This is a genomic window from Flavobacterium sp. SM15, assembly GCF_022012335.1.
GTDB lineage: Bacteria > Bacteroidota > Bacteroidia > Flavobacteriales > Flavobacteriaceae > Flavobacterium.
Window position 1 is genome coordinate 192,195 of record NZ_JAKLTO010000005.1, and the last position, 12,635, is coordinate 204,829.

A 12,635-nucleotide genomic window follows, 5' to 3' on the forward strand; every position below is an offset into this window, starting at 1 on the left:
CCGAGTAAATTCGGGGTTTTGTTTGCATTAGAATTTGAAAGAAAGCCTTGCAAATCCGTAGGTTCCGTTGAAGCCCATTTGAACAGCGTCAAAGTTACCACCGGTCTCTGTTTCTGTATCCTGAATGTCCGGATAAATGTTTAAAAGGTTGTTGGCACCAATAGTTAAACCAATTTTAGATGTAAACTGATAGCCTAAAGATAAATCCGTTACGATTTTCGCTCCGTAGTGGTCAACTGTATCGATCCAGTCGATTAATTCGATTTGACCAAAACGTGTAAATCTTAAATTGGTGTTGAACTTTTTATTGTAATTATAGTTCAGGTTCAAACCAAATTTACTTTCCGGAGCCGAGGCCAAAAGGAAGTGTTTTTCACGTCTTCCAAAAAGCGTTTCTTTATCGTCTTCTGTGTTTAAGATACTGTTTCCGTGAATTTCGCCAATGAACATTTTATTTATGTTACCCACAAAAGAAGCACTAATAGTATTGTTTCCGAATGAAGTTTCGTAAGAAGCTACCATATCCAAACCTACTGTTCTTGTGTCTAAGGCATTAGCAAAGAATTGAACATTGGAAACGTTCATGCCTAGGCTGCTTCCGTCAAACTGACCTGTTAAAACGATACGGTCTTTTACGTTTACGAAATATCCGTCAACGGTAGCCGTGAATTTTCCTTTTTTGTAAGTGTATCCTAAACTTGCGTTGAATGATTTTTCCTGTTTTAATTTTTCAACTCCAAAAGCAGCTGTGATTGGGCTGTCGTTGTTCGCAAGCAAAGTTTCTGAAGCTTGTCCGCTGATATAATCCGTAAATTTAAGATTGTAATACTTCTGAGCTAAAGAAGGCGCTCTAAATCCTGAACTTAAGGAATAACGAATTCCTGATGTTTCACAAATTTTAAAGCGTTGTGCCCATTTAACGTTGAAAGTGCTTCCGAAATCAGTATAGTTTTCATAACGGGCTGCTGCTGCAATAGTAACCATTTCAGACAAATCTAATTCCGTGTCTGCATAAGCAGCAAAATTACCTCTTGATTTATTTACTTCGTTATCTGGGCTATATCCAGGAAAACCTTGCGAACCTCCTGGTCTTGGTTCACCTGAAACCGGATCTGTAGGAACTGTTTGCGTAGATGGATCGGTAATTACGTTACCATTAACATCATAAGTTGCATATGAGCCCTGTTCGCCTGCAAAAATCTTGAATTTTTCGGTTCTGTATTCTGCACCAAAAGCGATGTTCAACCCTTTTTTAATGGTTTCAAAATTTCTGGTGAAATGAACACCGGTTGTGTTTTGCATCAATTGATGACCACCTGCGTCAAATGAAGTAGGGGAATTGGCCTGTAAGGAAGCGTTCAAAGTGTTGTGGATGTCATAGGTGAAGCGGTTCATCCCAAAAGTATTATTGAAATCCACATCCCATTTGGCAAGTTTGGTTCTGAATCCTGCAGATAAAGAATTATCGTTAATTTTAGAGCCGATGATAGGATTGAAACCACCCGGATAGATCTCTGGAATGTTTCTCGGGCTGTCAGCTGTTCTTGTATAAGCAAAAGCATCGGAATCACGCAAACTTGTGCCTCCGAAGAAATAAAAATCGGAAGTAGCTCCTGTGGCAATGGAACCGTTTAAAAACAAACTACCGCTTTTTGCTTCAGCATCCCCAAATTCTTGTCTGTAAATGCTGTATTTGTCTGGGTTTGCCGGACGGTTGGTGTGGTCTTTTTTCATCACGTCTACAGTAGCATTTAAAAACCCTTTTTCTTTGATTTTAAACCCGTAATTTCCGTTTACCTGAACGGTGTTTCCATCGATTCCGCTTGATTTGATATCGCTTCCGTAAGGAGTGGAAGCATTGTAAGCACCGTAAGTTACGTTTCCTGTAAACTCACCAACATTATCTTTCAAAACAATATTGATAACCCCAGCTATGGCATCGGATCCGTATTGTGCTGAGGCACCGTCTCTTAAAACTTCAATACGTTTAATAGAAGCGGCTGGAATAGCATTCATATCCGTTCCTGTATTTCCGCGTCCTCTGGAACCGAATAAATTTACCAAAGACGACTGATGTCTTCTTTTTCCATTGATTAAAACCAAGGTTTGATCTGGTCCTAAACCTCTTAAAGTAGCAGGGTCGATATGGTCGGCACCGTCTGCACCCGACTGTTTGCTGGCATTAAACGATGGGGCAACATATTGCAATAAGGAGTTGATTTCCACCTGTCCGGTTTTGTTCGCTACATCGCTTACATTGATGATGTCTACGGCCACCGGAGAATCTACAACGGTACGTTTGGTGTTTCTGGAACCAACCGTTTGAATGGTAACTTCCTGTAGTTCTTGACCTTCTTCCTCAAGTACTACGGCAAGGGTAGTTTCGGATACTTTTACTTCTGTTTTTTTAAAGCCTAAAGAACTGATTGTTAAAACAGCATTATTGTCTTTAACACTGATGGTGAAAACTCCTTCAGCATCTGTGGTGGTTCCGTTTTGCGTTCCTTTTTCAATAATTGTTGCACTTGGCACGGGTTGACCGTTTTTGTCCTTAACATTTCCGCTCACGCTCTTTTGAGCATACCCCATTACAGAGCACCCTAAAAACAAGAGCAAAAATAAGATGTGTTTTTTCATTTTGGTTTAGTTAAAGTTTTGTCAAAAATATAAAAATTTGTTAAAAATAAAGATAATTTATATTGTTGTGTAAGATTTTTTCTTCTAAAAAAGTTAAAAAATTTTACACTCAAGTTATTGATAACTTTCTTAAGCGACTATTTCAAATGTTATGGAATTCGATTATATTAGCAGAAATTCCAAAAAATCTTTATGCTAGAGCAAAATCAGTACACCGAAGACAATATCCGTTCCCTCGACTGGAAAGAGCATATCCGTATGCGTCCCGGGATGTATATCGGAAAGTTAGGCGACGGTTCTTCCCCCGATGACGGTATCTATATCCTTTTAAAAGAGGTACTTGATAACTGTATCGACGAGTTTGTAATGGGCGCCGGCAAAACTATAGAAGTCACTGTGAAAGACAAAACGGTTACCGTTCGCGATTACGGACGAGGTATTCCGTTAGGGAAAGTGGTCGATGTTGTGTCGAAGATGAATACCGGAGGAAAGTATGACTCCAAAGCATTTAAGAAATCCGTTGGTTTGAACGGGGTAGGTACCAAGGCGGTGAATGCGCTTTCGACGTTTTTCCGTGTGGAATCTGTTCGTGATAATCAGCAAAAAGCAGCCGAGTTTTCAGCTGGAAATCTTACTCTTGAAGAAGATATTCAGGAAACTACCAAACGTAAGGGAACTAAAGTAACCTTCGTTGCCGACGATACCATTTTCAAGCATTACAAGTACCGAAACGAGTACATCATCCGAATGCTGAAAAACTATTGTTACCTGAACACGGGTTTAACAATAATCTACAACGGCGAAAAATATTATTCCGACAACGGTTTAAAAGATTTACTAGAAGAAACCATAACGGAAGAAGATTCTGTATACCCGATCATCCATTTGAAAGGAGATGATATCGAAATTGCTTTAACGCATAGTAAAACACAATACTCCGAAGAATATTACTCATTCGTAAACGGACAAAACACTACACAGGGAGGAACGCATTTAGGTGCTTTTCGTGAAGCATTGGTGAAAACCGTAAAAGAGTTTTACAACAAGAATTTTGAAGCGTCCGATATTAGAAAATCCATCGTTTCCGCAATTTCCGTAAAAGTGGAAGAACCTGTTTTCGAATCCCAGACCAAAACCAAATTGGGTTCTACCGAAATGGGGCCGGGCTTGGCTTCCGTTCGTACGTTTGTAAACGATTTTATCAAAACGAAATTAGACAACTTTTTACATAAAAATCCTGAAATCGCCGATGCCTTACTGAAGAAAATCCTTCAGGCGGAACGCGAACGTAAGGAACTTTCCGGAATTAGAAAATTAGCGAGGGATCGTGCTAAAAAGGCGAGTCTTCACAATAAAAAATTACGTGATTGCCGTGTGCATTTAACCGATGCTAAAAACCCGAGAAGCTTAGAAAGTACGCTTTTCATCACCGAGGGAGATTCCGCATCCGGATCGATTACCAAATCGCGTGATGTGAATACACAGGCGGTTTTCAGTTTGCGTGGTAAGCCTTTGAATTCGTACGGGATGAGTAAAAAAATCGTGTACGAAAACGAAGAATTCAACTTGCTTCAGGCGGCTTTGGATATTGAAGAAGACATGGAAAACCTGCGTTACAACAACATTGTAATCGCAACCGATGCCGACGTTGACGGGATGCACATCCGTTTGCTTTTGATTACATTTTTCCTTCAATTTTTCCCGGAATTAATCAAAGAAGGACATTTGTATATTCTGCAAACTCCACTTTTCCGAGTTCGAAACAAAAAGAAAACCATCTACTGTTACAGCGAACAGGAACGAATCGATGCTATTGAAGAACTAAAACCGAAACCGGAAATCACCCGATTCAAGGGATTGGGAGAGATTTCACCCGACGAGTTCAAACATTTCATTGGCGAAGACATCCGCTTGGATCCGGTGATGCTGGATAAAGCAACGTCCATTGAAAAACTGTTGGAATTCTACATGGGGAAAAACACGCCGGACCGTCAGGATTTCATTATCAAGAATTTGAAAGTGGAGTTGGATACGGTGGAGGAACTTTCGAGTTAATTTCAGTCACAGTTTAAAGCAAATATCAACCAAGTAGAAACGTTAACTATAATTGTTAACTGAAAATATGAGCGAAGAAAACGAAAATATAAACGAAGATTTGAACCCGGAAGAAGATAATTTTTCAGAGGAAACTCATTCCGAAGAAAATGCAACTTTCGAAGGTGAGCATTTTTACGACAACGAAGAGAACAATCCCGAAGATACCATTACCAAAGTAACCGGTATGTATAAGGATTGGTTCCTTGACTATGCTTCTTATGTAATCCTGGAGCGTGCTGTGCCAGCTATCGAAGACGGTTTCAAACCGGTGCAGCGACGTATCATGCACTCCATGAAAGAGTTAGATGACGGGCGTTACAATAAAGTGGCGAACGTGGTTGGACACACCATGCAGTATCACCCACACGGAGATGCGAGTATCGGGGACGCTATGGTACAAATCGGTCAAAAGGATTTGCTGATTGACTGCCAAGGAAACTGGGGAAATATCTTAACGGGTGATGGAGCTGCAGCTTCGCGTTATATCGAGGCTAGAATTTCCAAATTCGGGTTGGAAGTTTTGTATTCGCCAAAAATTACCGAGTGGGGTGTTTCTTACGATGGTCGTCGTGCGGAACCGATTAACTTACCGGTAAAATTTCCATTGTTGTTAGCACAGGGCGGGGAAGGGATTGCCGTTGGTTTATCCACAAAACTTCTGCCTCACAATTTCAATGAATTAATCGATGCGTCGATCAAAATATTAAAAGGGAAACCGTTTACGTTATTCCCGGATTTTCCAACAGCCGGTATTGCCGATGTTTCCAACTACAACGACGGAATGCGTGGCGGACGTGTACGCGTGCGTGCCAAAATTTCCCAGTTGGATAAGCAAACCTTGGTGATTACCCAAATTCCGTTTTCGACCAATACATCAACCTTGATTGACAGTATTCTGAAAGCGAACGACAAAGGGAAAATAAAAATCAAGAAAATTGAAGACAACACTGCTGCTGAGGTTGAAATTTTAATTCACCTTCCGCCGGGAGTTTCTCCGGATAAAACCATTGATGCACTTTACGCCTTTACAGCTTGTGAAACGTCAATTGCGCCGTTAGGTTGTGTGATTCAGAATCACAAGCCTTTGTTTATTGGAGTTTCCGACATGTTGAAAATCTCAACCAACAGAACGGTTGATTTGTTAAGACAAGAGCTTGAAATCCAATTGCAGGAACTGGAAACGAAATGGCATTTTTCAACACTTGAAAAAATCTTCATCCGTGAAGAAATGTACATCGACTTTAAATTGTATTCCGATAAAGAATCGTTATTCGAGTATATGTACAAACGTTTCGAACCGTTCCGAAAACAATTAATGCGCGACATTATCGATGAAGATTTGCAAAAACTGACGCAAATCCCGATGATTCGTATCACGCGTTTCGACTCCGATAAAGCGGATGAATTGATTGCGAAACTGGAAGACGAAATGGCTCAGGTTAAACATCATTTAGAAAATCTGATAGACTTTGCTATTGATTATTTCGCCAAGCTGAAAGAGAAGTACGGAAAAGGTCGCGAACGTCAGACGGAAATCCGAAACTTTGATACTATTGAAGCGACGAAAGTTGTACTTAGAAATACAAAATTATATGTAAACCGCGAGGAAGGGTTCATCGGAACCGGACTGAAAAAAGACGAATACGTTGCAGATTGTTCCGATATTGACGATGTGATTGTGTTCCTTCGCGATGGTAAAATGATGATTTCCAAAGTTGATGAAAAGAAATTCGTCGGGAAAGATATCATTCACGTAGCGGTTTTCGATAAGAACGACAAGCGTACGATTTATAACATGATTTATCGCGACGGAAAATCGGGATCCTCGTTTATAAAACGTTTTAACGTTTCTGGAGTAACACGTGACAAAGCCTACGATTTAACTCAGGAAAAGCCGGGTTCTATGGTATTGTATTTTTCACATAACCCGAACGGTGAAGCTGAGGTAGTTACAATTTTACTGCGTCAGGTTGGAAGTGTAAAAAAACTGAAATGGGATGTGGATTTTGCCGACATTGCCATCAAAGGACGAGCTTCCAAAGGAAATACGGTTTCGAAATATCCGATTAAGAAAATTGAATTAAAGGAAAAAGGAATCTCCACGTTGCGACCTCGTAAAATTTGGTTTGACGATACGGTTCAGCGTTTGAATGTAGATGGAAGAGGCGAGCTGTTAGGTGAATTCCGCCCGAACGACCGTTTGTTGATTATTAACCAATCCGGTAAATTAAAAACGATTATTCCGGAGTTGACCACACATTTCGAGGAAGACATGATCATCCTTGAAAAATGGCATCCGAAGAAACCGGTTTCGGCTATTTACTATGACGGAGAAAAAGAGCGTTACTTTATAAAACGTTTCTTGGTAGAGAACGAAAACAAAGAGGAAATCTTTATTTCGGAACACGAAAAATCACAATTGGAAATCGTTTCTACAGATTGGAGACCGGTTGCAGAAATCGTTTTTGCCAAAAATAAAGGCATTCAGAAAGAGAACCAAACTATCGACATGGAGCAGTTCATTGCTGTAAAAGGTATAAAGGCGTTAGGAAATCAACTGACGACTGATAAACTGAAACAGGTGAATCTTCTCGAACCGCTTCCGTATGAAGAGCCAATTGAAGTAATTCCGGAAGAAATTGAAGTGAATCCGGATTCAGGTGAAGAAGGTACTGATTTAACCGACTACAACATCAGTTTAGACGATGACGGTCAGATAACACTAACTTTAGAATAAACAAAAGGAGGATTTCAATAATGAGATCCTCCTTTTTTCTTCTTTAGTTGCTCTATTTTTCAGTATTTCCAACCCATGCAATGATTCTTAAAGGACCACCAGTGCCGTTTTTTATTTTCATTGGGAGCGCGATTATATAGATTCCGGTTTCCGGTAATTCCTGAAGATTGGCAAGGTTCTCAAAACCTAAAATATTTTCACCGCAAAGAATTTGATGCGTTTTAAACTCTTTTGACTGTCCATAATCGATGCTTGGGGTATCAATGCCTACTGCTTTAATTTTTCTGTTTTTTACAAGCCATTCTGAAAGTATAGGATCGATACCCGGAAAATGTAAATGAGGAATAGCTGCATCCCCTTTGATGGCTGTGCCTAAGTATTTACTTTTATCAGGGTAGAATTTGCCCCAACCCGTTCTAAATAGCAAAAATGAACCTCTTGGTATTGTTCCGTTACTTTTTTCCCATGCTTCCACATCTGTAATACTAATTTGATAATCGGGATTAATTTTAGATTTTGCGCTTATGTCAACAAGTATTGCTGTTCCGTTAAGTTGTTCTAAAGGAATCTGCTCAGTACTCCACTTTCCTTTTGCGAAATGAATGGGTGCATCTAGATGCGTTCCTCCATGTTCAGGCGCACAAAATTCATTGGAGGCATAAAAGAAACCGCCAGATGTAATTCCATTGAACTGCGTATTCAGCTTAAAACCTGTTGGATTGTTTGGCCAGTAAATAGTGGCTTGGGAAAAATCATAAGTTAGGTCAATCCACTTGCCCGTGGCCAGTACTTCAGACAAGGTTTGTTTTTTTTCAGACCTTGCGCAAGAGCATAAACCCAATAAAAGAGAAAAATAAATAAAATGCTTCATAACGCTAAAATTTAATCACAAATAGTTATAACCTTTTCTGTGGTTTAAAAAGGGATGATAAAGAATTAGCTTATATAAATTTTCTATAGTTATTAATTTTTTAAAACAATACGAAAACGCGCTTTTCCACTTTCTAAATGTTTAAAAGCTTCATTAACTTTTTCCATCGGAAATTCTTCCACGGTCGGATAAATGTTATGTCTTACACAAAAGTCTAACATCGTTTGAGTTAATGCAGGGCTTCCAAGCGGACTTCCGCCAACACTTTTTTGGCCGCTAAGTAGAGTAAAGGCTGGAATTGCCATTGGTTCCAACACCGCACCTACGTTATGGAATTTCCCTTTTGGAGCTAAGGCAACCAGATAAGAATTCCAGTCGAGTGTTGCATTGGCGGTATTAAGAATGAAATTGAGTTGTCCTTTGATGCTTTGTAATTCTGCAGGATTTTTAGAATCAATAACTTTTGAAGCTCCCATTGCTAGAATTTCATCTTTTTTATTTGCATTAGAACTAAAAGCGATTACTTCACAACCCCAATGTTTTAAAAATTTTATTGCCATGTGTCCTAAACCTCCGATACCAATTACACCGACTTTGTCAGTTGGTCTAACTCCTGAGATGATAATTGGATTGAAAACGGTAATCCCACCACAAAGTAAAGGGCCTGCTTTAGCCATATCGATATCTTTCGGTAAGGGAATTGCCCACGACCAATGTGCTCTAACGTAATTGGCAAACCCGCCATGACGCCCAACAATAGTTTGTTCTGAATTGCTACAGAGATGATGGCTGCCATCCATACACTCATGACAATGCATGCAAGATTCGGAATACCAACCCAATCCGACTTTATCTCCTACTTTTAGATGTTTGACTTCGCTACCCAGAGCAACAATTTCACCGACAACTTCATGTCCCGGAACAATCGGATATTGTGTCATGCCCCATTCGTTGTTTACCATGCTCAAATCGGAATGGCAAACCCCACAATAGGTTACTTTGATATCGAGTTGTTCATTCCCAAGATCGGGTAGTTCATAAGTGAATTTTTCAAATGAGCCTTTAGGCTGATTAACGGCAAATGCATTTACTGTTCTCATCTTGATTGTTTTAGATTACAATTTTTGATGGTCAAGTTTCAGATTCGGATTTTAAAGTTAGATTTTTTTATTGAGCTAGAGTTTCAAGATTCTGTAAATTAGATGATTGCAAAAAAAATCCCGTTTAATAACGGGATTTTTATTTTTAAATATAACATCTACCTTAGTTGGTAACGTCCGTATCTTTTAATTTCTGATCAAGAATTTTATTATTGTGTAACTGTACTGGTTTTTTTGCATTTTTCTTCATTTTCAGGTTTAAGAATTCCACAAACAATGAGAAGAAAATGGCAAAGTATAAATAGCCTTTTGGTATGCTGTGTACTTCTGTTCCACCGAAGAACTTCAATTCGGCTAAATGAGAACCTTCTGCCAGTAACATTACACCAATCAATATTAAGAATGATAAACCTAAAATTTGGATGGTAGGGTGTTCGTTAACAAATTTTGAAACCGGTCCGGCAAAAATCAGCATAATTATAATCGAGATAACAATAGCTCCTACCATGATTTCCAATGCGCCGGCAGGACCAAAACCAACAGGAGGTTCAGCAGCACTTACAAGTCCAACCGCTGTTAAGATACTGTCAAAGGAAAACACGATGTTTAATAAAGCGATTTGAATGATGGCACCCGATAAAGAAGCACTTGCTTTTCCTGATGTAGCTTCTTCTTCACCTTCTAATTTGTGGTGGATTTCAGATACTGATTTATAAAGTAAAAACAATCCTCCTCCAAAAACAATTAAGCTTTGCCCTGATATTCCTCCGGATACAAAGCTCCAGTCAAAATCAAAAAACGATTCTTTCAAACTCATTACCCATGTGATACCAAATAGAAGGATGATTCTAAAGGCCATCGCTAATAAAAGTCCTATTCTTCTTGCTTTAGGCTGATCTTCCGCACGCAATTTTCCGGATACAATCGATAAGAAAACGATGTTGTCGATACCTAAAATAATCTCTAAAAAAGTTAAGGTTAATAATGCAATCCAAGCATCTGGGTTTAATAATGTTTCCATTTAATGTTTTTGGTTTTTGTATTTAAATTCTGCTGTTAAACGTAAGTTAATCGATTTTTGTTACAGTACCGCGCTGTTTTTTTGCTTCGCCCACAAAGGCATATTCAAAAGTATAACCTATCTCGTTGGTAGTCAGTATTTTCATGCTGATAGCTTTTTTCTCCTGCATATTTTTCGGATGGAGTTTCTGAAGCACAAATTCACAGTCGTTTACCCAACGAATGGAAGCCGAATCGGTTTTTCCGTTGAAAGTTTCGATCTGTAGGTTTTCAGTACGCTCGAAAACGGATTTTTTTTGCTGGCCGTTTATCTCTTGAGTAAATTCGAATTTTCCGGTTTTAAAATCGTTACAATTGCGCTGTTGATTATAGCAGGAAACTAAAATTAGCAGGATTGGAAGTATAAAAATTTTTTTCATTTGAGTTTGTTTAATTCGTCGTCTGTAAAATGCCTGTTGCTTTTTTCTTTTGAGAATTTATCAGCGTTGTAGTCGCCGGATTTGTTTTTAGGAATCGAAAGACTTGTCCAATCAGATTGTTTAAGCATTTTTGCGTAAAATACAATTTGTCCGATATGATACGGATAATGCGCAAGTTGACGATTTATCGCATCTAAAACACTATGACCTTCATTCCGAATGTAAACCGTTTGGTCAAGCTGTTCATAAGTTAAGCTGTTCAAAGTATCAAAAAGACAATTCCATCCTTTTTCCCATGCGTTTAACAGTTCTTCTTTGTTTGTTAAAACCGTTTCGAATTCACTGTCACGATGACGCCATTCTTTTTCACCGTCGGAAGTTAAGAAATCAGTCCAGCGCGATAGCATATTTCCTGAAAGATGCTGAACAATTACCGCAATGGAATTGGTATCTTCATTGGCAGAAAAAAACAATTGTTCCGGGGTGATTTGTTCCATCGCTTTTTCGCCTATTGTTTTGTAATAGAGAAAAAGTCTTTTGGAGCTTTCTAGAAAATTGAGATTAGTTTCCATCGAATAAACTTTTCATTATGGTTTGAATTCCTTTGAACAGTAAGAACATTGAGGCCAGACAAAAAATGATTCCCAATCCTAAAATTGGAATGTAAAACGGATGTCCCTGATTTTTAAACGAACTGTGAATCACTGAAGGTCCCAGAAACATAAGAGGTAATGCAAACGCCAAATAACGAACGCCTTTTACCAATAATTGCTTGTTTGTAGACATGATTAAAATCGTATTTGTAAACCGTATCCGTAATTATTTGCAATAACAGCCATATTGAAATCTGTTGAATTTCCGGTGTCGGAAGAAGGCTTTAACCCTTGATTGTAAAGTTCAATTCCCTTTTTAATCTTTTTTTTCTTTCCGGCCATAATCGGAATTGAGGCTACAATTGCTGCTGCTCCAACATAAGTCATTCCGGAAGGATAATCTACATCAGAAACTAATCCTTTTACTAAATCACCAACGGTTAAACCAATCCCAAGACCGAGCATAAAGCCTCCAATGCCTTCTTTGGTTTTTCCTTGTTTGAAATACTTTAAAGCTTCGGGATTTGACATTAAAAGCTGTTTGGTTTCATAGCTTGAAATTTGTTTTCCCTGCTGATAAAACTTTCCTTTTTCCATGTTGATTTCCTGAGAAAATGCATTAAAAACACAAAGAATGTAAATAAGAGTAAAAAAATTTTTCATGTTTATGATGTTATTAAAGGTTAGAAAATTATTTTGACGCCAAAAGTATTGTTCCCGTTAGAAACAAAATATAATTGGCTGTCTGTGTTTCCAGAATCTTTGGAAGATAATTTTGCATTATAATCTTTTACTACTGTTTTTATTTTTTTTGAAAAACCTATTTTGACAGGAATAGAAATCAAAAAAGAAGCAGCTCCAATATAGCTCAAAGCACTTGGAAATTGAGTGTCTTTATTTGCTCCGATAAGCACATCGGTAGCCATTAAACCTAATCCTGCGATCATTAAAGTGTTTCCGGCTGTTTTTTTGGATCTTCCGGCATTGTAAAATTGTAGCATTCCAGGTTCTTTAGCTAATAACTCACGAACTTCATTAGGTGACATTTTTTTTCCTTCAGAATTAAAAATCCTGCCCCCGGATTTGTATTTGATTTCTTGGGAAAAAGTAGTTAATGTTGCTGCAAGTAATAGTGTTGTCAGGAATGTTTTTTTCATTGTA

The 12,635-nt window shown here is 38.5% G+C and carries 11 protein-coding genes; 2 read left to right on the forward strand and 9 right to left on the reverse strand.

Annotated features, from left to right (window positions below):
- Nucleotides 1-27: 27 nt before the first annotated feature.
- Nucleotides 28-2,637 carry a TonB-dependent receptor gene (locus tag LZZ90_RS10315; RefSeq protein WP_237790617.1) on the reverse strand — a complete coding sequence of 870 codons (2,610 nt, stop codon included), beginning with the start codon at nt 2,635-2,637 and terminating at the stop codon, nt 28-30.
- A gap of 192 nt (nt 2,638-2,829) precedes the next feature.
- Here LZZ90_RS10315 and LZZ90_RS10320 point away from each other — a divergent pair, with 192 nt between their 5' ends.
- A complete protein-coding gene (locus LZZ90_RS10320; RefSeq protein ID WP_237790618.1) occupies nt 2,830-4,692 on the forward strand; it encodes a DNA topoisomerase IV subunit B in 1,863 nt (620 codons plus the stop codon).
- A 67-nt stretch (nt 4,693-4,759) separates the two neighbouring features.
- Entirely contained in the window at nt 4,760-7,471 is a 2,712-nt protein-coding gene (locus LZZ90_RS10325; protein WP_237790619.1) for a DNA gyrase/topoisomerase IV subunit A, read from the forward strand.
- A 52-nt stretch (nt 7,472-7,523) separates the two neighbouring features.
- On the opposite strand, the gene LZZ90_RS10330 is transcribed toward LZZ90_RS10325, so the two are convergent.
- The 8 genes from LZZ90_RS10330 to LZZ90_RS10365 form a co-directional block, all read right to left on the reverse strand.
- Nucleotides 7,524-8,342, reverse strand: coding sequence for a cyclase family protein (locus tag LZZ90_RS10330; protein ID WP_237790620.1), 819 nt, complete (start codon nt 8,340-8,342; stop codon nt 7,524-7,526).
- 92 nt (nt 8,343-8,434) lie between these two features.
- Nucleotides 8,435-9,442, reverse strand: a complete 1,008-nt coding sequence (locus tag LZZ90_RS10335) for an NAD(P)-dependent alcohol dehydrogenase (protein WP_237790621.1) — start codon at nt 9,440-9,442, stop codon at nt 8,435-8,437.
- 163 nt (nt 9,443-9,605) lie between these two features.
- Entirely contained in the window at nt 9,606-10,463 is an 858-nt protein-coding gene (locus LZZ90_RS10340) for a TerC family protein (protein WP_237790622.1), read from the reverse strand.
- A gap of 46 nt (nt 10,464-10,509) precedes the next feature.
- Entirely contained in the window at nt 10,510-10,881 is a 372-nt protein-coding gene (locus LZZ90_RS10345; RefSeq protein ID WP_237790623.1) for a DNA topoisomerase IV, read from the reverse strand.
- A complete protein-coding gene (locus LZZ90_RS10350; protein WP_237790624.1) occupies nt 10,878-11,453 on the reverse strand; it encodes a DUF1572 family protein in 576 nt (191 codons plus the stop codon). Before LZZ90_RS10350 ends, LZZ90_RS10345 begins: the two co-directional genes overlap by 4 nt.
- On the reverse strand, nt 11,443-11,667 hold the full coding sequence (locus LZZ90_RS10355) for a DUF6095 family protein (protein WP_237790625.1): 225 nt from the start codon (nt 11,665-11,667) through the stop codon (nt 11,443-11,445). Before LZZ90_RS10355 ends, LZZ90_RS10350 begins: the two co-directional genes overlap by 11 nt.
- Nucleotides 11,668-11,669: 2 nt before the next feature.
- The gene (locus tag LZZ90_RS10360; protein WP_237790626.1) at nt 11,670-12,137 is read right to left on the reverse strand and encodes a hypothetical protein; all 468 of its coding nucleotides are present in this window, start codon (nt 12,135-12,137) and stop codon (nt 11,670-11,672) included.
- A 20-nt stretch (nt 12,138-12,157) separates the two neighbouring features.
- The gene (locus LZZ90_RS10365) at nt 12,158-12,631 is read right to left on the reverse strand and encodes a hypothetical protein (protein ID WP_237790627.1); all 474 of its coding nucleotides are present in this window, start codon (nt 12,629-12,631) and stop codon (nt 12,158-12,160) included.
- Between the last annotated feature and the right edge of the window lie 4 nt (nt 12,632-12,635).

Coding starts and splice junctions, on each gene's coding strand:
- LZZ90_RS10345 (WP_237790623.1), bottom strand. CDS start 10,881: ATGAAAAAAATTTTTATACTTCCAATCCTGCTAATTTTAGTTTCCTGC.
- LZZ90_RS10315 (WP_237790617.1), bottom strand. CDS start 2,637: ATGAAAAAACACATCTTATTTTTGCTCTTGTTTTTAGGGTGCTCTGTA.
- LZZ90_RS10330 (WP_237790620.1), bottom strand. CDS start 8,342: ATGAAGCATTTTATTTATTTTTCTCTTTTATTGGGTTTATGCTCTTGC.
- LZZ90_RS10355 (WP_237790625.1), bottom strand. CDS start 11,667: ATGTCTACAAACAAGCAATTATTGGTAAAAGGCGTTCGTTATTTGGCG.
- LZZ90_RS10350 (WP_237790624.1), bottom strand. CDS start 11,453: ATGGAAACTAATCTCAATTTTCTAGAAAGCTCCAAAAGACTTTTTCTC.
- LZZ90_RS10360 (WP_237790626.1), bottom strand. CDS start 12,137: ATGAAAAATTTTTTTACTCTTATTTACATTCTTTGTGTTTTTAATGCA.
- LZZ90_RS10335 (WP_237790621.1), bottom strand. CDS start 9,442: ATGAGAACAGTAAATGCATTTGCCGTTAATCAGCCTAAAGGCTCATTT.
- LZZ90_RS10365 (WP_237790627.1), bottom strand. CDS start 12,631: ATGAAAAAAACATTCCTGACAACACTATTACTTGCAGCAACATTAACT.
- LZZ90_RS10340 (WP_237790622.1), bottom strand. CDS start 10,463: ATGGAAACATTATTAAACCCAGATGCTTGGATTGCATTATTAACCTTA.
- LZZ90_RS10325 (WP_237790619.1), top strand. CDS start 4,760: ATGAGCGAAGAAAACGAAAATATAAACGAAGATTTGAACCCGGAAGAA.
- LZZ90_RS10320 (WP_237790618.1), top strand. CDS start 2,830: ATGCTAGAGCAAAATCAGTACACCGAAGACAATATCCGTTCCCTCGAC.